The following is a 20,888-nucleotide window of genomic DNA, read 5'->3' as shown; positions in this document are numbered from 1 at the left end:
GCGGATCTGGATCGAATAGCTATCATGGGTTCCGAAATAGCTTCGTGTCCGCCGAGGGTGGATCTTGTGGCATCTGCTTTTAGGTATGCCTTCGGGTAGGTGTCTCGTGCATATCATCTGCTCGCTACAATTCAGCTTGATGGCATTGGTGAAAATCTTATTGCTGTGTGCAAAGTTAGACTGCTGCAGGTTCTTCCAAAGTGATCTCCATGATTCTCGTTCCTGTACGTGGGTGCGTCGAAGGCGTTGGTAGTTCGCCGTGCCAACGCTGAGAATGTGGGGGGTGTACAGATTAGTGGGGGATTGGTTCAAGAGGGTGGATAGTCGTTCGGCCAGGTGTTTAGTGAGCTGCCAGCTGTCGCAGTCATTGGGGCCGCCTCGGTAGCTGTGTGTTCGATGAATAAGTCCGAACTGCTCGGCCGCGTCTCGTGCTCGCCGTACTGACTTGGGGTCAAGAAGTGACTTCTCGGCCCAGGATCGGACTGACAGTGATCCGGATCGCGTGACGATGGCTGTGGCGATGGCGTCGAGCACGGCGTACAGGGTCGAGGGTCTGACGGTGGCCCGTGTTGGTGTGGATCGACGCAGATGCATTGATGCAGTAATCCGCAGAAGCCGCTGCGTCATTGCGATCTGGTTGAGTTGATGGTGTTTGTCGTGTTCAGGAGGTGACGGCTGCGGCGGACCAAATTGCCGGCGGCGGGGACGTTCGGTGCGGGCTTCGTCGACTGCGGGGAGCCAGCGTTCCGCGCGCCAGCGTGTGCTGCCTAAGTAGCGCGCTTGCGCGGGGGAGGCTTGAGCGAAGTGTCGCCAGGCGGTGTCTTCTGAGAGGCCCCTCTCGGCGTCAACGATCGTTTGTGCGGCAGCCCAGAACCAGCGTTGCCAGGCGCGTTTGCCGATATCGGCGGCCTTGGTCCCAGGACGGCTTGCCGCTCGCCACGCTTGTTCGGTGGACCAGCCAGCGCGGGCCCAGGCGAGAGCGTCGCCGTATTCGCTCTCGGAGCGGCTTGTGGTGCGCGGGGCGCGTGGAGGGGGACAGTGGCGAGATCGGGTGCTGGATAGGGGCCGGTGTTGGCTGAATGCGGGGATGTGCTCAGCTTCCAGAGTGCCGTCGATGGCTGAACTGGGATAGCCAAGACGGTGTGGCGCTCTGGTGAGGCGGAGTGTGGCGCGGACCGTCGCCGAAATCGCGTGGTGTCGCGCGAGGTGAGCGCAGAGAGCGCGCAGTTCATGTCGAAGTTGCTGTGGTACGAGGGCGATGAGGTGGAGGTGACCCGGCCTGCCGGAGGAGCGTCGCAACCAGGGCAGGCCAAGGCGCTCGCACCACGAGACGAGAGCATCGCCGAAGGCGTGCCCGGCTTCGGCGGGAGCTTCGGTGTCGCCAGGGTCGACGTCGATACCGCACGCGGTTGGGTGCAAGGTGCCGACGGTGGTGACAGCGCGAGGAGGACGGAGGCTCGTGCGGGCGGGGCGCTGGTGAGCCACGGCGACAGCCGTGTTGTCGGCGGCGATGTGGATGTAAGGAGGCCCGAACAGTGCGTCGTCGAGGTCGGTAGCCGGCGTGTCCTGTGCAGTATCTGCTGGAAGTCTGTGGCTGGGCGAGTGCGGGAGGTTGTTCATGTGGTCACCAGTGCTGTGGTTGGGAGGCTTGGGCGCCAGCGAGTTCAGGTCGTGTTGAGCTCGCGCGAATCGGGCCGTTCGGTGCTAGCGCTGGTGACCGTGGTCGGCGTGATTCTCGGCAAGTCGCTGTGTTCCGGGCGTCCAGGGGTAGAGAGTCGGTAGCTGGTAGTTCCGCAGCCCGCTAGGGGCGGTGGCGACGCGGATGATGCTGGCGGTCCAGGTCATGCCGATGCCGATGCCGATGAGCGCGACGTGGTCGCCGGGTTGTACGGCCCGGCGGGTGAGCAGGTGGGTGAGGCCGATGAGTTGGTCGTTGGGGCCGACGTGGCCCCATTGGTCGCCGGCGTGGATCAGGCTGCGCTCTGGGGGGAGCCCGAGTGGCTGGAGGCACTGGCTGTGCAGGAGACGATGTCCGTAGTGCGGGAGAAGGACCCAACTCAGGTCGGCGGTGTCGAGTTGTGCGTGACTGAGCGCTTCGTCGACGACGTAGGTGAGTCCGGTCGCGTTGCGTTGATGGATGGATGCGGTGCCGACGGTGTCGGTGTAGTGGGCTTTGCGTTCGCGGATGGTTTCGATCCCGACTTCGGTGGTGCCGGGTGGCTGGAGCCGTGTCGCGCCGCGGTGGAGCTGTTCCAGGGTGGGGTCGCTCCACGAGCTGGTCGCGAGGACTTCGGCGAGGCCGGGCTCGCGGCCGATGATGAGGGCGGAGCCGCCGTCGCCGTAGGCGATGTCGCGGTCGGCTGTGAGGTGGTCGAAGGCGGGTGGCCCGAAGGTTTCGCCGCCGGTAAGCATTACAGTGCTGGCGTCCATGCTGCCAGCGAGGATGCGTGCGGAGAGGTCGAGGCCACCGACCAGTGAGTTGCTCATGGCGTTGATCTCGGTGGCGATGCCGGGGCCCGCGGGGAGGCCGAGGCGGGAGCGGACGTAGGCGGCGCGGGACCAGAAGTCGAGTCCGCGGGAGCCTCGCCAGATGGCGGCGTGGAAGTGCAGGTCAGGTACGGCGAGGGGGCCGTCGGTGGTCATGGCGAGGCTGGCGAGCGCGTTGCGTCCGGCTTGGACCGCGAGGTCCATGCCGGTTCGTCCGTGGGCGAGGGAGATGGATCGCTGCCCCGTGGGGGAGTCCGTGCGGCGCGCGGAGGTGCCGGTGAGTTCGTGGACCGGGACGAGGTCGCCGAGCGCGGCTCCGACGCCGCGGATGTGGATGTCAGTCCAGCGCATGTGTGCTCCTGGTGCTCGTGGAGTCGTGGCGGAGGTCGCGGACGATCGCGTCGGGAGAGGTGTAGTAGGCGCGCAGGTGGTGCCGGGACAGGCCGGAACAGGCTGCGACCTCGTCCAGGGACAGATCCGTCTCGTCTCTGTCTGAGGCGTGGTGGGTCAGCAGGTCCTGGGCTGTGGCGAGGATGATGGCTTGCATCGGAGTCTCCGGGCGGCGTCGTGGGGCTGCTAGCGGGTGCGGCGGACGTGGCCGGTCCGGCGGCTCATGAGCCGGTGCATGTGGTCGCTGCGGAGCTTGTCCACTTGCCGGAGCACCTGTGGTCCCAGATCGGGAAGGTGCTCGATGTCGGCGCTGAATCCTGGGTCGCCGCGGAAGCTGAGGATGAGCACTGAGGCGTTGAGGCTCAGATTCACGACGCAGTACGGGGTCGCCGGCGGGATGTAGATCATGTCGCCAGGGCGTGGGAGGGCGGTCTCGAGGTGGTGGCCGGACAGGATCGCGGAGTATCCGCTGATGATGGTGAGGATCGCCTCGGTGGTCCGGTGACGTTGTGGAGTGGTCGTCTTGCCACCAGGGATGTGCATGCGCCCGGCGGAGACGGCCCGGACGGGCACGGCCGGGGTGTAGATGACGGCGGTGTCGGCGCTGCCATCGTCGTGAATATGGGTGTCGGCTCCTGTGGGTGGCCGGTGGACGGCTGTGCTGGTGCTGCTCATGGCTTGCTCCTGAAAGTCGTGGATTTAGTGGAGGATGGGCGTGCGGGCGAGCCTTTGTGCGAGCCGTGCGTTGGCGGCGGCGGCCTCGGGTGAGCGTCGGCCGAGTCCGCACGCGGCGGCTAGCGCCCTGATTGGACGGTCGAGTTCGTCTTCGGCGAGCTGGAGGGCGATGCGAGACGCCGCGGCATGGTTCTCGTCGATGAGTCCGGCGATGATGTCGATGTTGCCGCGGAGGTGCCCGAGCGCGCGGTAGAAGGATCGGTCGGTCGGTGGTGCGCTGGTCCCGGTGCAAAAGGGAATGTGTGCGGTTGGCGTCGGGTAGCCGACTTTGGTCAGGCGGCGTTCGAGCGCGTTGAGGAAGAAGACGGCTGCGACCAGATCCGTGGGTTCGAACAGGGGCTGATGGGCCAGGTCGCCGTAGCAGAGGTGGACGATCCAGTTGATCTCCGGTGGCGCGGCGGTGATCAGTTCGGCGGCCTGTTTCGCGAGACCGAGGGCGAGCATCTTCCATAGCGGCCGCGGCGTGCGTTCGAACAGGGTGAGCACGGCGGGCGTCTCGAGCTGAAAGGTGACTTCGGTGTCCCAGCGATTGTGGATTTCGAGGACGTCGTCGATCAGCGCGTCCCGGAAGATCGGCAGGGCCGCGAGGGCGGGCCGGGGTGAGCCGAAACAGAAGTAGCTGAGGTCCAGGGCATTGGGGATCGACACCTGGTGCGGTGGCAGTTCTCCCGTGGCGTGCAGACGTGGACGTGCGGCCATGGCGACGGTGACGTCGCGGACCCGGCGCAGGGAAACATCTTCGGGAGCGAGGGACCGGCCCGGCGCCAGGCGGTAGGTCGGCATGTCGTCGTATCCGGTCGAGCGGCCGGTTCGGCGTGGTTGCAGCGTGGGGACGTTCGTGAGGTTGTCGAGCCAGTCGATGATCCAGCGCGGGTCGCGGTCGCTGGGAAGTGTGAGGAGGTTCGTGTCACCGGCGTGGTCGAGGAACCACTGCATGGTTTGCAGGTCGGTGCGAGATATCGCGGGCGGAAGTGATCCGACGAAGTGGACGGATCGTTCGGGGATCTCGCCCGTGTAGGGGCGGGTGTGCGGGGTGGTTTCGGAATGGATTGTCGTTGACATGGTTTCTCCCCGTGGTGGGTAGGAACTTCGGTGAGTGTGGGGCGTGAGTGCGGCGCGGGGAGGTTCGCCGGGGTGTCACGTTCGGTGGGCGGTCTGCCGGTGCTCGTGACCCGTCCTCGTGTGGAGGCGAGGACGGGTCACGGCGTCGCCAGGTGGCTGGGGTCAGCCGGTGACCGGAAGGGAACCGGGTTTCGGCTGAGGTGCAGGCGCGTGCCGGGTATCGCGGTCGTCGTGGTGGGTAGTGCGCTCACCAGGGCGTCCCGGTTGTGTCGCCTTGGGCGGCTCTCCGGGCTTGGTGGGCGCGGGGGTACCTGGCGGGGTGGTGCCAGGAGGTGTGCCAGCACTACAGGAAACCGTCGCGACGGTAATGGTGAGCGTCGTGTTCTTGCGTGGTTCGCTCGTGGGTGTGGTCGTGGCGCTGCCGGATCCGGCGGCGGAGACGGTGATGACGGCGGCGGTCGCCCTGCCCTGGCCGGATGTTCCGGGTCGGACGGTGAGGTTTCCCTTGCTGCCGCCGGAGCCGCTGACCGTGGTCTTGCCGTCGCGGCACCTGGCGGAGAACGGTCCTACTGTGGTTCCGCCGACGCGGACGCTGGCGACGGTCGCTTCGGCGATTCCGGCGCCGGCCTTGACGCTGATTCCGCTCGCGACGACGGCGCCGGATTTGGTGGAGACCGATCCGCCGCCGGTCTTGACCGCGCCGCCGCTGGACACAGTGGGTTGCGTAGCGAGGGATTCGGCGCCGCTGACGGAAATGCCGCTTGCGGCAGAGATGGTTTCGGCCTGCGCTGGCGTGAGGCACGAGGTCGTTCCGGCCGCCAGGAACGCGCCGATGCTCAGGCCGGTGAGCATGATGCGTGCGTTGACGCGCTGGAAGGTGGTTGTGGTCATGGTCGGCTCTTTCTGTAGGTAATGGTGGGACGTCAATCGATGAGGACGGGAGTGCCGAGGGGAACTTCGGTGCTCAGCAGCCGGAGGGCGTCCGCAGGCACGCGGATGCACCCGTCACTGGAGGGCTTGCCGAACACGTCTGAGCTGGGCCACCCATGGATTCCGGTAGTGCCAGGGCCACCGCCGTAGGTCTCCAGACTGGTGGAGTGCGTGCCTAGTGGAAGGATCACCGGACTGAACCGCTGGTGCGGATCCACGAGGGATGCGAGAACGAAGGTTCTGCCGCGAGGTGTCTCCGCGGACGGTTTCCCCACCCCGACCGTCCAGCGACCGAGGTGCTGGCCGTCGCGGTAGAGCGACAGCTGAAACGCTGCGCGGTCCACGGTCACCAGATACGGGCTCGTCGCGTGTTCAAGTGCGGCGTCCTGAGTGGAAAGCCAGCCAGTGGATCCATTGGGGCGAACGGGAAGCAGAACCTGCAGCCATCCTGGCTCGTCGACAATCACGGGCACCCACGTCTCGGAGCTGATCTGCATGGAAGGCAAAACGGCGAAGGCATCCGCTCCGGGGGCCGAATAGACAGGCACTGTCCTGGTGGGATGGACGACGTGCCCGCCCGGCGCCAGCTCGCGGTTGAGGTCAGGAGGCGCGCCGACGACAACGCCGAACGTCGTCGCGCTCGGCAGCCGTGCCAGATCGGAAACCGGCCGCGCTGCCACGGGGAGCGCCGACACCATCATCGTCGAGGTGTCGTCTGCGGGAGCGATCGCCGGGTCATCGGCCGGCACCAGGAGCGACGCCAGAAAGAGAAGACCGGCGCCGACAACCGACCAGACCAGAATGAACCTCGCAAGGCGCGACGTCCTGCGCATACGAGTCGGCGGGTGGTCGTCGCCGAACCGAGCTGCGGCGGTGCGGCTGGGAGATGGTCCTGTCACGAGGAGGCCTCCGACGTGAGTTGTGGATCCGTGGTTGGCCGTGCCCGCCCCCGACGAACGGGCACGGCGAACGTGGATCAGCGGGCAAGCGCGCGGACGAAGTCACGGGCCGGGGTGCCGACGCCGGTCACGGGGTCCCAGCCGCGGCCGCTGGCGAGGTTCTGCGGCCGGGCATCGAAGTCGACCAGGTAGCTGCCTTCCGCACCTGGGACCTTGGCACCAGGCAGTGCGTGCATGACCGGGGTCCACACGCCCGCCTTCTGCGGCACGACGTCGACGAGCGCGGAGGTGTCGCTCCGTAGGGCATAGAGCGCCGGAGTCAGCAGACCACCTCGCTGCGCACCACCGCGAGCCTGCTGCGCGTCGGCGGCAAGACCTGCCATCAGCGGCGCGGCCAGCGAAGTACCGCCCGAGGAGCTGAGGCCGTAGCGGCCCGACGCATCGGTGAAACCGATCAACAAGCCAGTATAGGAATCCGCGAGCGCCGACACGTCCGGGATCGCCCGCCGCCCACCGGCGATACTGGCGGGAACGACACCCTGCTGCCATTCCGGGGCATCGTAGAGGGCGGACGGCCCACCTCCGGCTCCGCCGGAGAACGGACCGTCCGCATCGGACTGCGGAACCCAGTGCTGCCCGGACAACGTGTTACCGCTGTTCTCCCACCCGGTGAGGACCTTGGGCTTGTTGTCCTGCCCGAGTCCCACCGTGGTGCCGCCGACCGCGGTGACGTACGGGCTCGTGGCGGGGAAACTCGCGGTTGGCGTACCAACAGCGCCGCTGTTGTTTCCAGCGTCGCCGCTGGACACCATGATCGACTGGCCCTGGATCGAGGCCTGCAACGCCATCTGGTTGAACAGGTCCCGTGTGGCGGGCGGCATACGCCGCTCACCATCGGCGTTGCCCCACGACGCGCTGATCACATCGACGACGTTGTCCTCGACCGCTTTGTTGAACGCCTCATACAAGCCGCCGATGCAGGACTTCCCGGCGTAGTAGCGCAGCTGCGCGGCCGGGGCGATGGTGTGCGCGGCCTGCACATCGAGCGTCTGCTCGAACTTCCAGCCGCCGGCGTCGCATTCCTTCTCGTCGGCGAAACCACCCTCGGGAAGAACCTTGCTGTATTGCCCTGCGGCCAGACCGGGTGTCTTGGTGTCCACCGCTGCCCGGTTCACATCCGCCGCCAGCGTCGTGGAGTCGTAGGCGCCGACGATGCCGATCGTGGTGCCCGTGCCGGACTGGCCTGCGTTCAGACCGTACATCGCACGTACCGACGGGCCCGTGTAGCCGCACAAGGAGTTCGACTGCGCTCCGGCCGGATACTTCTGTGGTACGTCGCGATTGTTCTGCTCGCCCCACCACCGTGCGCAGGTCTGCGCCTGGGTGGTCGCGTGCGGAATGGTGTGCTGTGGCCGGAGTGACTTCTCGCTGTCATCGAGGCCAAGCACCGCGGTGATCGACGCCTTGAGCCGTGCCGGGACGCTGATCGGCGCCACCGGCGCGACGAGAGTGGAGACCCGGCCGGCGACCTTGTCCCGGTAGGTGGCCAACTGTGTACCGAAGGTCTTCTCCAGGACCGAGGTCGGCGCGTGAGCCTTGACCATGAAGCGGTTGCCGCTGACTCCTTCGACCGAGACTCCCTGCCCGGTTAACCAATCGCGCACGGAGGCGACGGTGCTCTCGGCAGGAGCGAACCGGTCGACGAACTGTCGCGAAGTGAGAAAGCTGCCGCGCTCGGCGTTGTTTGGCGACGCCAGACCCGTGGCGAGAGCATGCGCGGAAGCGGGGTCGCGTAAGGACAAGGCGACCTGGATCTGCCGTACGGACTGATCTGGTGCGTCACCTGTACGGGATTGGGGCGTGGCCCACGACGGCACTGTCCCCGCGACGGTGGTGCGATCGTCGAGAGCGATCGGCTGGGCGGAGGCCGGTGCGACGGCGGTGAGCGTCGTGGCGGCCAAGCCCGCCACGACGGCGCCTAGCCAGGCGTTTTTCGGCATGGAAGTCCCCTCATGCGTGATCGCGGAATGCGAAATGAATAGATGCGGGCGTGAATTGACCCGAAACAAGATCCCCAGAACTCGGCCGCCCACGATTCGGACGGACGTGTCGTGCTGGCGTGGGCGGGCGAGGTGGTCGTGCGCGCCCTCACCGCTCAGGACGCCACGTTCACGGCGGTCCCCGGACGTGGCATCCGCCTTCAGCGGCTCCCGGACTCTCCATCGAAGCCTTCAATCTCAGACACTAGAAGTATGAAAAAGTGGACGATCTGAGATCAAGGTAGGCCAAAGTGGCTAAAGCGTCAACTTTTCGAGACGATTAGTGCAATGCGTGAACGCTGACGTGTAGGTCTGCGCGTGATGGCCCCGCGGGTGGATCTTGCGAGTGGCTCTACCTGTCCGAAGGTGAGTAGATCCACTCAGCTGATACGCCGACCGGGCGGATACACCTGAATGGACTATCTCCCGTGTCGGGAACACAGTGGACAACACGTCACCGTGTGGCACGATCCAATGTCGGGGAGTGAGGGGATCGATCGAATGACCGAAATGCGAGAGGTGGCGAGTCCGGGAAGCGCCGCACGGCCGTATTTGACGCTGGCTGAGAGGTTCCGCGCCGAGGTGATGTCGCTGTGTGACGGGCGCGACTGGGCGTTGCGAGAGTTGTCCCGGCGCGCCTTTCTCGACGTCGGGTTCCTGAGCAAGCTGGTTCGCGGTCAGGTTCCCGTCTCGGTCGACGTCGCGAGGGCTCTTGATGCTGCTTTCGGTACCGGAACCAGTTTGCAGAGCCTGGCCACCAGGATTCGGTCCGACCTCCATCCGCAGCTACCTGTCGGCGGGGCGTTCGTGGGAAGAGAGGCTCAGTGTGCCCGGCTCGACGGCCTGGCGGCCCAGATGACGGTGGACTCGCCTGCTGCGGTGGCAGTCCTCGCGGGCGCGGCGGGTGCGGGTAAGACGTCTCTCGCTGTCCACTGGGCGAACTCGCAGAAGTCGGCGTTCGATGTGATTCTGTGGGCCGATCTCTACGGATTCACCGCTGACAAGACCCAACAGGCTGAGCCTGGGGACATCCTTCGGGAACTGCTGAAAGGGCTCAGCGTCCCCGCCGCTCGTATTCCGGTTACCGACGACGAACGGCTGCAAGCCCTCCGTGGGAATCTACGATCTCGCGCTGCGCGGGTGTTGATCGTGCTCGACAATGCCGTGGACCTGGCCCAGGTGAAGCCGGTATTGCCAGGAACGCCTGGGACTTTGATTCTCATCACCAGCCGCACGCGGATCCGGGGATTGGCTCAGGTGGTGCGCACGGTCCATGTCCCTGTCCCGGCGATGACCGAGACCGACAGCGTCGACCTCATCAGTTCGATGATCGGGGCTGACCGAGCCGCGAGGGAATTCGGGGCCGTAGCACGGGTCGTCGACCTGTGTGCGTCCCTGCCGCTCGCGCTGTCCATCGCGGGGAACCTGATCGCAGCCGACCCGGCGACCAGCGTGCTCCAGCACGCCGAAGCGCTCGCGGATCGAGGGCGGCTGCACATGCTCGACGGTGACGACGCGGGAATCGGTGTGCGCGCGGCGATCAGCTGGAGTATCGCGTCCGCCCAGGCGGACGCAGCTCGGCTGTTCCGTCTCCTGGGCGTCCACCCCGGCCCGAGATTCACCGCGGGTGCCGCAGCCGCGCTGGCGGGGCTGACCGAACACGAGACGCTGCCCTTGTTGGACCAGCTCGTGGATGCGCACCTCGTCCAGCGGCACCAGGAACATCAAGGCGGTTACCGGCTTCACGATCTCCTCCGCGACTACGCCGCGGAAGAGATTCAGGACCCGCGTTGGGAAAATGAACGTCGCGACGCTACGGAACGGTTAATTCGGTGGTACGTCCACAGTTGCCACGCCGCGGACCGGGCTCTGACGCCGCTGCGTGACCACCACGAACCACTCGACGCACCTACACCCGGCATCCGGCCCGCGACGTTCGACCAGGCGAGCGTCGCTTTCGCCTGGTGTACTGCAGAGCTCCAGAATATCGCGCCGGTTGCGCAGCTGGCCCTGGATCAGCGGATGTTGTGGGACGCGTGGCGATTGCCGACCGTGCTCATCGATTACTATATCTTCGCCCGGCCATTTCACGTTTGGACCAGCAGCATGCAGATAGCGCTGGTCGCCGCCGAGACCGCCAGAAATGACCTCTGGGTGGCCGAGGTGGCCGACAAGCTCGCCGCGGCCTACCTGCGGATGCGGGACTACGACGCGGCGGACAATCTCAGCCGCCGGGCCATCTCGCTCATCGGAGACCGCGTTCCCGTCTTTCCGCGGCTGGGCTGGTCCTACACCAATCTCGGCGTCAGCGCTCACGTCCGCGGCGACATTGTGACAGCGGTCGACCTGATCGGACGGGGCGTGGACGCGTTCGTCGCCGGTGGATCGCGCATCGGCGAACTTGCCGCACGCATCGATTGGGGTGCCGCGCTACGTGACGCCGGCGATCGCGACCAGGCGCTGCATCAAGGCCGGTTGACACAGGCGGAGTTCCGGGCTGATGGGGATTCGCACGGGCTCGCGTCTGCACTGGCCTCCCTCGCACGAACCTGCCGCGCTTTCGGAGAACTTGACGAAGCGCTGGCGTGTAGCGAGGAAGCCGCCGAGAGGTTCCACGCGGTGGGCGACGCGTGGGGTAAGGCTGATGCACTTGAGATCAAGGGCCTGGTGCTCGCGGAACTCGGTCGGTGTGACGATGCCGTCGACGTCCTGTCAGCCGCGCTGAAGCTGGTGGACGCTATGGACGAGGTCAAAGCTGAGCAGCTGCGTCAGACGATCGAGGCGTATGACACCGCCGGCGGCAGGACATGACGCGGCGCCACCGGAATTCGCTTACCGACCACGATGTACCCGACGCCGCTATGCCAACGTCCTACCCGTCTGCGGCTGAGCAGTACGGTCAGAGACTCTTCGAGTTGAGAAACGGCCGGGGGCTCAACGTGCGGGACCTCGAAGAGCGGACTCGTGACATCGTTGATTCCCGAATCGGCGAACTGCGTGCGCGGCCCGAAAACGCCAGCCTGACACCAGCCGAACTCGACGATCTCGCGGGGAAGCCGGTCAGCAAATCCGCGATCTCCCGCATCGAGAAAGGAAAGCCCCCGAGTGTCGACGCGGGTAGACTTCTCGACGAAGCCCTCGGCGCCCACGGCACGCTGGAGGTCCTCGCAGGCGCTGCGCGTGCGGAACCCTCCGGCCACCTGCCGATCAGCCCGCCGTATTTCGTCGGCAGGGAATCCGAACTCGGTCAGTTGAGCAGGCTCAGTTCTCAACCGCCCGATCCTGAGACGCCGACGGTGATCGTCGTCGGCGGGCTGCCGGGCGTCGGTAAAAGCGCGCTCGCGCTGTACTGGGCACATGGCATGTACGCTCGTTTCGATCTCGTGCTCTACGCCGCGCTGGGCGGGTACGCCTCCGGCAATCCGGCGACCCACGCGGAAATCCTCGCTGATTTGATCCGTGGCCTGGGTATCCAGCGTGACCAGGTCCCGGCGTCCGAGCGCCAGTTGGAAGCCGTCCTTCGTGAGCAACTTCGCCGCCGCGAGCAGCGAGTGCTGGTGCTGTTGGACAACGCCCGCGACTCCCAGCAGGTCGCACCTCTGCTGGCAAGTCTTGCGGGCACGACTGTTCTGGTCACCAGCCGTACGGAACTGTCCGGGCTGGTGATCAACTACGCCGCCCGTACCGTCCGTCTCGACACTCTCACCGATCACGAGGCCTGCGCGCTCGCGGCGGACGTCATCGCCGACGAACGCGTTGAGGCCGAACCCGACGCCGTTGCGCAACTGGTGGACATGTGCGGGTCGTTGCCGCTCGCAATCCTCGTTGCCGCAGAACGAATAGCCACTGATCCCGAGACAAGCATCGGCGAGCATGTCGCTGCGCTGACCGACGTCGAACGGCGCCTGCAGCTGCTCGACATCGACGACACCGCCGGTGTACGCGCTGCGTTCGAATGGTCCTACCGGACATTACGTCCCGACACGGCAAACATGTTCCGACTGCTTAGCCTGTATCCGCGGCCCTGGTTCACTGCCCAGGCGGCATCAGCGCTCGCGGGCGTCACTGTCGACAAGGGGCTCCGCCTGCTGGACGACCTGGCGCAAGCTCACCTGCTGCACCAGGTCACCACCGACAGCTTCCACTTCCACGACCTCCTCCGCGTCTACGCTGCCGAGCAAGCCGCTCGGCAGCCGGAGGAGGTACGGCGCAACGCGATCGTGCGACTGGTGACCTGGTTCCACCACACTGCGAACGCGGCGTCCTGGGCGCTGACGCCGATGCGTGACCACCACGTCCACCTTCCTCCGACTCCGCACCGCGTGACACCGCTGACCTTCGATGACTTCGCTGCCGCCTTCGGCTGGTGCTCGGCAGAACTGTCCAGTCTGCCTGCCGTCGCACGCCTGGGCGTCGATCACGGTCTGTACTTCGAGACGTGGCGGCTGGCGATCGATCTGTTCGAGTACCTGGTCCACAGCCGGCCGACCGAACTGTGGATCACTCTACTGGAGATCGCTGTCGAGGCCGCGGAGAAGGACGGCCACACAGCCCGGCTGGCGGAAGCCCAGGAGAAGTTGGCTGAAGGCTACCGTCGGGCTGGCCGCCTTGACGACGCCTACGAGTTCGACCAGCGTGCCGTGCGCGCATCCAGCCCGTACGGCCCGAGTCGTACGCTCGGATTCGCCCTGCTGGGCTTGGGTAGTACAGCGCGCACGGCAGGTGATCTGACGGAAGCGTTTGCGCTCATGCGACGCGCGCAGGACGTCTTCGTTGAGGCGAGATCGAGGATCGGTGAGGCAATGGGGCACATCGCGCTCGGCGGCGTGTATCGCGACCTCGGGACTCGCGACCTGGCCATCAGCCACGGTGAGACGGCAGTCGCCATGTTCACAGCTGTGGATGATCAGCACGGTGTGGCTGTCGCACTGCTGCCCCTAGCCCGGACCTATGTAGCTTTCGGACAGTTCGGGCGAGCGTTGCGTGCATGTATCGATGCTCAGGCAGCCTACTCCGCGACCGCGGACAGATGGGGGCGTGCGGACGCACTCGGAATCAAGGCACAGGTACTCGACCAGTTCGGCGATGGTGAATCGGCGGCGCAATGCCTGGGTGAGGCCCTCCCGCTCCTACGTGGGCACGACGACGATATGGCTGCCCGTTTCGACACCTATCTCGCCGAGATCGAGAACCGCTAGACCGATCGTCCTGGTGCGCGGTGTCTACGTGCGGGGTGCTCGCCGGGTAGGTGTGGGCCGTCACCGAAGAACTTCTCGCGGAGAGTTCCGGGTAGGTATTCACGTTGCATGAGTCCGCGCTTCTGAAGAAGTGGGACGACGTGCTCGATGAACTCACCAAAGCTTCCTGGTGAGGTGACGTATTCGAGGTTGATGCCGTCGACGCCCGCCTCATGCCAGCGTTCGATGGTGTCGGCGATCTGCTCGGGAGTGCCCACGATTCTCCTGTTTCCCCAACGGAGAAGGAGTTCCCCGAGCGTCCAGTCGTCGCGGGTGGACCAGTCGAGCAGTTTCCGAACGGGGGCCGATACGTCGCGGTGCCGGAGATCGGCGACTTTCGCGGTGAGGTCCTCGGTGCCCCAATCGTGAAACAGGAACACACTCATCCTCGCGGCGTTCCCCTCGATGGTTTGTCGTTCGAGGAGCTCCTTGTCGCGGCGGTGTGCTTCCTGTTCGGTGGCGGCAAGCAGGAAACTCTGCGGGACAAAGATCTTCACGTTGTGCGGATCGCGCCCGGCGTTGACAGCCGCTTGCCGGACGTCGGCGACGACGGGTGCAGCGGCGTCGGGGTCGAGGGAGTTGATGAACAGTGCTTCGGCATGGCGGCCCGCGAAGGCCCGGCCAGTGGGGCTCATGCCGGCTTGAAAGAGCAGGGGCGTGCGCTGTGGCGACGGTTCACACAGATGGGGGCCGTCGAGGTCGTAGAACTCGCCGCGGTGTCTGACGGCGTGGACCTTCGCGGGATCGGCGAAGATCCTGGTGGCGGTGTCGCGGATCGCTGCGCCGTCCTCCCAGCTGTGCTCCCAGAGTTTGTACACCGCTGCGGTGTATTCCTCGGCTCGGGCATAGCGTTCAGGGTGCTCGGGCAGCCCGCCGAATCCCAGATTCCGTCCTGCGCCGGGAAGGAACGATGTGACGATGTTCCAGCCGACCCGGCCACTGGTGAGATGGTCCAGTGTGGACACGCGACGCGCGAACTCGTACGGGTGGGCCTGGAGAATGTTCGACGTGAAAACAAAGGCGAGGTTCTGAGTATGGTAGGCCAGCAAGGGGATCAGGACGGAGGGATCGCCGGTGGGGAACTGCATTCCCTCGGCGACGGTCGCGTGGCGGTTGCCGCGGAAAACCTCGTATGGCGCCAGGACGTCGGCGAAGAAGATGGTGTCGAAGAGTCCTCTTTCGAGCAGGATGGCCAGGTCGATCCAGGGCTGCGGCAGGTGGTAATCCAGCTGCCGGCTGCCGGGTTCGAACGCTAACCCAGGCCCGTGGTGCGACGGGGTGATCATCGTGAACGCGTTGAACTTCATGTACGGGCGGTGTTCAGCCATGGGGACCGTCCTACGGGGTGGTGGGGGAGAGAACGCTGGCGCCGATGGTGTCCTGGCAGATTTCGCCGGAGTACGCCATGAGCCATCCGGCCGGAGCATCCCGGAATGCGCGTTCGATGTCGCCGCGGGTGTACCCCGAGCCGCCGCCGATGCGGACACCGAGGTCCGCGGCGTCGCGGGCGATCGTGTTGGCCTGGAGCTTGGCGTGCATGGTCGCGGGAAGGAAGCCGGTGTCGTTCTGATCAGCGAGCCAGGTCATGTGCTGCGCGTACATCGCGGCGGCCTCCAGCCGCGAGGCGATGTCTCCAACGGCGAAACGCACCCACTGCATGCTCGCCAGTGGCTCACCGGTGGTGGGGATGGCGCGGTCGCGCGCGTGAGCGGTCAGGGCGGCGAGTGCCGCGTCCGCGATCCCGAGCGAGAGGAAGGCGAGACCGGCGCCGATGTGGTTGGGCCGCGGCCCGGTCGACGGCGGGCACCGTCGATCCTCGGGGAGCAGGGTGCCAGCGAACTCGATGAGCTGTGACCGGCTCGCGCGCAGGCCCATGGTGTCCCAGATCGGCACGAAGGTCATGGTCGTGGGGTCGAGGTCGAGACCGAAGAACGCGGGTTGGCCGTCGACGAGCGCGTTGATCAGGAAGTGGTCGGCGACCTCGCATCCCGAGGAGAAGCGTTTCGCGCCGGACAGCCGATGCCCGCCTTCGGCAGGCTCGGCGTGCTGGAGGGGCTGGAGGAACAGGTTCCCGCTGGCCGGCTCGGACAATGCGTTGGCGAACCGTGCTCCGTCGACGAGTTCGTCGGCCCAGAATCTGGCGGTGTCCGGAGTGGACATCTCGACGAGGCCGACCGCCGCGCCGATGTGCATGACCCAGATGCACGCGGTCGACGGGCATGCGGCGCTCAGAGTGCGGACGATGGCGCCGTAACTGCGGTAGCTCAGCCCCTCTCCTCCGAGTGCGACGGGAACGAAGGCGGCGTCGATCCCGCTGTCGTGCAGAGCACGCAGGTTCTCGATCGGCAATTCCGCCGTTCGGTCGCGTTCGGCCGCGCTCTTGGCGAATTCACGCGCCAGCTCTGAGGCGGCGGTGACCCAGTGCTGCTCGTGTGCTGGTGGCGCGAACGGGTGTCCGGTGGTCATATCGGCTCCTTCTGTGGTGGGAGATGGTGCACACGTCGAATTCGGCGGTGTCCGTCGATGTAGAGCATCAGGAAGGCTCCGATCCACGGCAGCACTTGATATGCCTCGACCGGTAGCCTGAGAGTCCGTGTTTGCGCGAGAAGGGCAAGGCTGTCGAAGACGCCGATCAGTAACGCCGCCGCCGCGACGCCGACCGGGTGGCGCCGCGCGAGGATCACGATGGTGAGCGCGATGAACCCTCGGCCCGTGGTCATCATCGGGGCGAAGGTGCCGATCGAACCCAGCGACAACGCGGCCCCGGCGATGCCCCCGAACCCGCCGGCGATCAGAGCTGCCGCCGTGCGATGACCAGGGACGGAGATCCCAAGAACGGTGGCAGATTCGGGATCGTCGCCGACGGTGCGCAGCCGGAGCCCGAACCTGGTGAAACGGAACATCCACCACATGAGCGCGGTCGCGACGATTGCGAGGTAGACCGCGACGCTCGTGCCGGTGAACAGTGGTGCCACCACGGGGACCCGGTCCAGCCACGGCAGGGAGATGGTCGGTAGCGTCGGGGCGCTCAGCGCGGTCTGGTCGGCAGGGTCGGTGGCCTGCGCGATATAGGTGCTCAGACCCGTGCCGAGCAAGGTCAGCGTGATTCCGACCAGCACGCCGTCCGCTCCGCACCCCAGCCCAGCCGCGTACAAGCCCCCGAAGGCCAGACCGGCTAAAACCCCAGAGCCGAGCCCCGCCCAGGGACCGCCGACCGCGGAACCGAGCACGCCGGCCAGCGCCCCGCACACCATCGTTCCCTCCAGCCCGAGACCGATCCCTGCGCCGGAACGCTCCAGCACCGTCTCGCCGAGTCCAGCCAGGATGAGAGGCGTCGCCGCGCTGACGGCACCGATAAGGACCAGAACGACGAACTCAGCCATCGTGGTCACCCTGAGGACCAGCTTCGTCACCTGCGGCCCGGCGGGCTGCTCGGCGCCGGACGATGGCGATCGCGAGCACCGCCGCGCCGAGCATTACCGCTTGTGCGACGGTGCCAATGGACGAAGGGACCCCCGTGCGCACCTGGACACCGCCCGCGCCGGTGGCGATGGCTGCGAAGACAACGCCGGCCACCAGGATCGGTACGGGCCTGTACCTGCCCAGGACAGCTACGATCAGGCCGCCGAAGCCGATACCTCCGGTGATCGCGGGTGTGAGCCGCTCGTCGACGGCTGCGAGCTGGATCCAGCCCGCCAGCCCGGCGGTTGCTCCGGATACGGCGGTCGTCGCGAGGATCGCGCCTGTCGGTGTGACCCCTGATCGTTCGGCAAGCCAGCGGCGCTCGCCGTAGATCTCAAGCAGGGTGGCTCCGCGGCTGCGATGCCACCACATCGCCACCGCGAGCAGAATGAGAACTCCGAAGATTGCCGTGCTGACCCTGCCAGGCCCCGGAAGCCAGGGAATGAGCGCGGAGCCCGGAAGGCTTGCGCTGCGCGCTGTGGCAGCTCCGGCGGGGTCTCGCAAGTAGGTTCGGAGCAGATACGCCAGAACCTGTACGGCGATGAACGTCGCCAGCAGCGCGGACAGAATCTCCGACGCCCGCCACCGCAGTAGTGCGACACCGGGAAGCAGCGACCATACGGCTCCGCCGCCCGCGCCGGCCACCGCGCCGAGCGGTAAGGACACCACGGGTGGCACCGAATTCCCGACAGACAGGAGCACAGCAGCGGCGGTGATCGCGCCGACGATCATTTGCCCCTCTGCGCCGACGACGATCACACCGGTTCGTAGCGGTACCGCCGCCCCGAGCGCGACGACGACGAGCGGAACAGCGGAAGTCAGGGTTTGTGACAAGTTGTAGGGCAGCCCGAACGCGCCGTCGGCCCAGCCGATTGCCGTGTCGAGGGGGTCGCCGCCGACCGAGACGACGAGAAGGACGACCAGGCCGAAACCCGCGCCGACGATCGCTGCCCCCATCAGGTAATCGCGGTGCCTCGGAGGTATCACTTGGCATTGCCCGCAGCAGTGCGGCCGGGTGCGACTTCGGCGGAGGGCAGCCCGGACGTCAGTCGCCAGAGCACTGTGTCGTCGAGTTCCCCGGCGGGGACGTCCGCGATGATCCGGCCCTTCGACAGTACGACGAGGCGATCGGCGAGCTGGCGGGCCTCGTCGAGGTCCGCAGAGATCACCAGGAGCGCGGTACCTGCATCGGCTGCTCGCCGGATCTCGTCAAGGATCGCGCGGGTTGCCACCAGGTCCAGGCCCTGTGTCGGCCCATGGAGGATCGCGACGTCTGGTCTGTTGTCGAGTTCGCGGCCAACAAGGAGCTTCTGCTGGTTTCCGCCTGACAGTGCCGTCACCGCGACGTCCGGGTTTCGGGGGCGCACGTCGTGCCGGTCGAACAACGCGCTGGCGGCCCCGACGAGAGCCACGGCATCGAGGCCGCCCCGGCGGGAAAACGCGGGTTCGCGCAGACGCGTCACCATCGCCGACCACCACGCCGCCCGCTCTGGAAGCAGCGCGTCGACCCGATGCTCGGGTACGTAGGCCACCCGCTGCCCACTGGACACTGTGCCGGTCACGGGAGCGATGCGGCATGCGGCGACTTCGGCCAAGGCGCGCTGGCCGTTGCCAGCGACGCCGACAACGGCCACGACTTCGCCCGCACGTACCCGAAGGCTGACATCGCGGACGGGAACGGGATCGCCGCATGTCGCGCTGACCCCTGAGAGCACAAGGACGTCCTCACCGGGTTCGCGGCCGGTACGTGGAGGCGGTGTCCTCACCTCGTCACCGACGATGGTGCGGGCCAGGGTCCGGTCGTCGATGTCGGCGACCGGACCGGTGTGGATGACCCGGCCGTGCGCGAGCACTGTCGCGGTGTCCGCGACCTGGCGAACATCACCCAGGTGATGGGAAATGAGGAGAACCGCCACGCCCGAATCGGCCACCGTGCGCAGATGATCGAACAAGGTCTCGACCTCGCGTGGACCAAGCGCTGAGGTGGGCTCGTCGAGCAGCAGGACACGAGCCCCCTGTGCCAGCGCGATTACCAGCTCGCCGAGTTGGCGTTCGCCTCGGCTGAGATGCCGCGCTGGGGTGTCCAAGGCGACTGGAACGCCTGCCTGCGAGGCCGTGGTTCGCAGCCTGGCGGTGAGTTTTCTGCGGCGCACGACCCGGTGAGTTTGGCTTAACGCCAGGGTTTCCACGAGCGTGAGGTCGTCGACGAGGCTGTCGGCCTGTGGAATGTATCCCACCCCGTGCGCGATCGCGTCAGCACGACCGCCAAACAGGACCGGGGAACCGGCGACCTCGACGTGGCCTTCGTCAGGCGTGTCCAGCCCAGCGGCGATCTGCGCGGCTGTGGACTTCCCGGCTCCGTTCTGACCAAGGAGCGCATGAATCTGTCCGCCGTTCACGGCCACAGTGACGGTGTCGAGCGCCTGGACGGCGGGAAACTTCTTGGAGACCGACCGCAGCGCCAGCAGAGGCGCCGTGGTCATCTGCCCGGCTGCCAGGGTGTGATGGTGACCGTGCCCGCTCGCAGGCGCTCCGCAAGATCGGCGATGCGTTTGTCCAGGTCCGATGGCATTCCCGGCGCGGCGGCCACACTAGTGAGGTCAGCGGGTACGAGAGAGCGATTCGCGATGGTCGACGTCGTGCCTCGGCTCCCGAACGTGCCGTTCTTGAGCCTCGTAATCCATTCGGTCAGGATCGGCGTCAGGTCGGTTTTCACCTGACCTACGTTGACCGACGCTGCGGCTGCGCTGGTCAACGTCGCCAGGCCGACTGTCGCGATACCACCGGCTTGGGCAGCGCTGGCCACTCCTGGGCTGTACCCCTCCGCGTTGGTCGCGACGAGCCTGGCGCCGGCCGCGATCTGCGCGGCGGTGGCCTGACTTGCCCGCGCGGCGTCTTCCCAGGAACCGGTGTAGACCGGTGGAAGTTGCCGCGCCGCCGGGTTCGTGGCGGCGAGTCCCTGGCTGAAACCGAACCATTGGGCTTGGACGAACGGGGCCTGTTCGCCGTCGACGATGCCGACCGGCGACAGCTGCGTCGATCCGGCGATGATCCCCATCAGGTACCCGAGTTGCTCCGCGGCGTAGGTCCAGGTCTCGACGGAAGGTGTGGCCTTGTTCAGGATGTCCACCCCGCCTGTAGCGACAAACCGCGCGGTGGGGATCTGCGTAGCGACTTTGAAGACCGTGTCCGAGAACCCCAGTCCCCAGCCGACGACCAGGTCGTAGCCCGAGGTCGCGTACTGTCTCATCTTGGACTCGGCCTCGGCATTCGTGACGTTCTCCGAGACTTGAAAGCTGATCGCGCCGCGTTTCTGAAGTTCACTCGCGGCATCCGCGGCGACCTGGTTGAACCCGCGGTCGGTCGCGCTTCCGCCCAGAACGAGCGCCACCTTTGGCGTCGCGCCGACCGGATGCGGCTGGCCGCCACCTGCACTACAGGCCGTCAGTTGCACAGCTACCACCGCCGCCAACACAGCGACGACCCCACGCAGTTTGGTGCCTTTCACCCGTGCGTTCCTCCCAAGATCTCTTGGGCAGACCCTGCCAGAGTCCGTCCTGTCCCACAGAAAGAGGCAACACCCCCTGACAGCGGAGTGGGTGACTTTGTGCAGGTCAGCGTTGTCCCTGCATGATCGGCAACGACAC

At 66.5% G+C, this 20,888-nt stretch carries 15 protein-coding genes; 2 read left to right on the top strand and 13 right to left on the bottom strand.

The genetic code is table 11. The features are described 5' to 3' along the window. Positions 1-1,704: 1,704 nt before the first annotated feature. The 7 genes from AMYAL_RS0136755 to AMYAL_RS0136725 form a co-directional block, all read right to left on the bottom strand. Positions 1,705-2,838 carry a 3-oxoacyl-[acyl-carrier-protein] synthase III C-terminal domain-containing protein gene (locus AMYAL_RS0136755; protein ID WP_020636291.1) on the bottom strand — a complete coding sequence of 378 codons (1,134 nt, stop codon included), beginning with the start codon at positions 2,836-2,838 and terminating at the stop codon, positions 1,705-1,707. After that, entirely contained in the window at positions 2,825-3,034 is a 210-nt protein-coding gene (locus tag AMYAL_RS0136750) for a hypothetical protein (protein ID WP_020636290.1), read from the bottom strand. Before AMYAL_RS0136750 ends, AMYAL_RS0136755 begins: the two co-directional genes overlap by 14 nt. A 29-nt stretch (positions 3,035-3,063) precedes the next feature. After that, positions 3,064-3,552 carry a cupin domain-containing protein gene (locus AMYAL_RS0136745; RefSeq protein ID WP_020636289.1) on the bottom strand — a complete coding sequence of 163 codons (489 nt, stop codon included), beginning with the start codon at positions 3,550-3,552 and terminating at the stop codon, positions 3,064-3,066. A 24-nt stretch (positions 3,553-3,576) separates the two neighbouring features. Then, complete coding sequence (locus AMYAL_RS0136740; protein WP_020636288.1) at positions 3,577-4,674, bottom strand: hypothetical protein; 1,098 nt, start codon at positions 4,672-4,674, stop codon at positions 3,577-3,579. A gap of 162 nt (positions 4,675-4,836) precedes the next feature. Beyond that, positions 4,837-5,565 (bottom strand): hypothetical protein, encoded by a 729-nt coding sequence (locus AMYAL_RS49650; RefSeq protein WP_143267964.1) that lies wholly within the window; start codon positions 5,563-5,565, stop codon positions 4,837-4,839. 32 nt (positions 5,566-5,597) lie between these two features. Further along, entirely contained in the window at positions 5,598-6,437 is an 840-nt protein-coding gene (locus tag AMYAL_RS47130) for a L,D-transpeptidase (protein ID WP_020636286.1), read from the bottom strand. Between the two features lie 143 nt (positions 6,438-6,580). Beyond that, positions 6,581-8,503, bottom strand: a complete 1,923-nt coding sequence (locus AMYAL_RS0136725; protein ID WP_143267963.1) for a S53 family peptidase — start codon at positions 8,501-8,503, stop codon at positions 6,581-6,583. 540 nt (positions 8,504-9,043) lie between these two features. Here AMYAL_RS0136725 and AMYAL_RS47125 point away from each other — a divergent pair. Next, entirely contained in the window at positions 9,044-11,353 is a 2,310-nt protein-coding gene (locus AMYAL_RS47125; protein ID WP_167336193.1) for a tetratricopeptide repeat protein, read from the top strand. Positions 11,354-11,481: 128 nt separating this feature from the next. Then, positions 11,482-13,740, top strand: coding sequence for a tetratricopeptide repeat protein (locus tag AMYAL_RS47120; RefSeq protein WP_020636283.1), 2,259 nt, complete (start codon positions 11,482-11,484; stop codon positions 13,738-13,740). Here AMYAL_RS47120 and AMYAL_RS0136710 read toward each other — a convergent pair. From AMYAL_RS0136710 to AMYAL_RS0136685, 6 genes are read right to left on the bottom strand one after another with little or no spacing between them, the layout of a single operon-like run. Continuing rightward, positions 13,737-15,107 (bottom strand): NtaA/DmoA family FMN-dependent monooxygenase, encoded by a 1,371-nt coding sequence (locus tag AMYAL_RS0136710; protein ID WP_020636282.1) that lies wholly within the window; start codon positions 15,105-15,107, stop codon positions 13,737-13,739. The genes AMYAL_RS47120 and AMYAL_RS0136710 overlap by 4 nt on opposite strands. A gap of 10 nt (positions 15,108-15,117) precedes the next feature. Further along, positions 15,118-16,245 carry an acyl-CoA dehydrogenase family protein gene (locus AMYAL_RS0136705; protein WP_020636281.1) on the bottom strand — a complete coding sequence of 376 codons (1,128 nt, stop codon included), beginning with the start codon at positions 16,243-16,245 and terminating at the stop codon, positions 15,118-15,120. Further along, complete coding sequence (locus AMYAL_RS47115) at positions 16,242-17,162, bottom strand: ABC transporter permease (RefSeq protein WP_063712324.1); 921 nt, start codon at positions 17,160-17,162, stop codon at positions 16,242-16,244. Before AMYAL_RS47115 ends, AMYAL_RS0136705 begins: the two co-directional genes overlap by 4 nt. Beyond that, positions 17,155-18,198, bottom strand: a complete 1,044-nt coding sequence (locus tag AMYAL_RS0136695) for an ABC transporter permease (RefSeq protein WP_020636279.1) — start codon at positions 18,196-18,198, stop codon at positions 17,155-17,157. Before AMYAL_RS0136695 ends, AMYAL_RS47115 begins: the two co-directional genes overlap by 8 nt. A gap of 26 nt (positions 18,199-18,224) precedes the next feature. Then, positions 18,225-19,724: an ATP-binding cassette domain-containing protein gene (locus AMYAL_RS0136690; protein ID WP_020636278.1), complete on the bottom strand. Its 1,500-nt coding sequence runs from the start codon at positions 19,722-19,724 to the stop codon at positions 18,225-18,227. Further along, positions 19,721-20,749, bottom strand: coding sequence for a BMP family ABC transporter substrate-binding protein (locus AMYAL_RS0136685; RefSeq protein ID WP_020636277.1), 1,029 nt, complete (start codon positions 20,747-20,749; stop codon positions 19,721-19,723). Before AMYAL_RS0136685 ends, AMYAL_RS0136690 begins: the two co-directional genes overlap by 4 nt. Between the last annotated feature and the right edge of the window lie 139 nt (positions 20,750-20,888).

The organism is Amycolatopsis alba DSM 44262, assembly GCF_000384215.1.
Classification (GTDB): domain Bacteria; phylum Actinomycetota; class Actinomycetes; order Mycobacteriales; family Pseudonocardiaceae; genus Amycolatopsis; species Amycolatopsis alba.
The sequence above is the reverse complement of the archived record's forward strand: the minus strand, read 5'-3'. Positions and strand labels throughout refer to the sequence as shown.

What these genes read in the sequence shown, in the direction of transcription:
- AMYAL_RS0136755 (WP_020636291.1), bottom strand. Translation starts at nt 2,838, where the DNA reads ATGCGCTGGACTGACATCCACATCCGCGGCGTCGGAGCCGCGCTCGGC.
- AMYAL_RS0136750 (WP_020636290.1), bottom strand. Translation starts at nt 3,034, where the DNA reads ATGCAAGCCATCATCCTCGCCACAGCCCAGGACCTGCTGACCCACCAC.
- AMYAL_RS0136745 (WP_020636289.1), bottom strand. Translation starts at nt 3,552, where the DNA reads ATGAGCAGCACCAGCACAGCCGTCCACCGGCCACCCACAGGAGCCGAC.
- AMYAL_RS0136740 (WP_020636288.1), bottom strand. Translation starts at nt 4,674, where the DNA reads ATGTCAACGACAATCCATTCCGAAACCACCCCGCACACCCGCCCCTAC.
- AMYAL_RS49650 (WP_143267964.1), bottom strand. Translation starts at nt 5,565, where the DNA reads ATGACCACAACCACCTTCCAGCGCGTCAACGCACGCATCATGCTCACC.
- AMYAL_RS47130 (WP_020636286.1), bottom strand. Translation starts at nt 6,437, where the DNA reads ATGCGCAGGACGTCGCGCCTTGCGAGGTTCATTCTGGTCTGGTCGGTT.
- AMYAL_RS0136725 (WP_143267963.1), bottom strand. Translation starts at nt 8,503, where the DNA reads ATGCCGAAAAACGCCTGGCTAGGCGCCGTCGTGGCGGGCTTGGCCGCC.
- AMYAL_RS47125 (WP_167336193.1), top strand. Translation starts at nt 9,044, where the DNA reads ATGACCGAAATGCGAGAGGTGGCGAGTCCGGGAAGCGCCGCACGGCCG.
- AMYAL_RS0136710 (WP_020636282.1), bottom strand. Translation starts at nt 15,107, where the DNA reads ATGGCTGAACACCGCCCGTACATGAAGTTCAACGCGTTCACGATGATC.
- AMYAL_RS0136705 (WP_020636281.1), bottom strand. Translation starts at nt 16,245, where the DNA reads ATGACCACCGGACACCCGTTCGCGCCACCAGCACACGAGCAGCACTGG.
- AMYAL_RS47115 (WP_063712324.1), bottom strand. Translation starts at nt 17,162, where the DNA reads ATGGCTGAGTTCGTCGTTCTGGTCCTTATCGGTGCCGTCAGCGCGGCG.
- AMYAL_RS0136695 (WP_020636279.1), bottom strand. Translation starts at nt 18,198, where the DNA reads ATGGGGGCAGCGATCGTCGGCGCGGGTTTCGGCCTGGTCGTCCTTCTC.
- AMYAL_RS0136690 (WP_020636278.1), bottom strand. Translation starts at nt 19,724, where the DNA reads ATGACCACGGCGCCTCTGCTGGCGCTGCGGTCGGTCTCCAAGAAGTTT.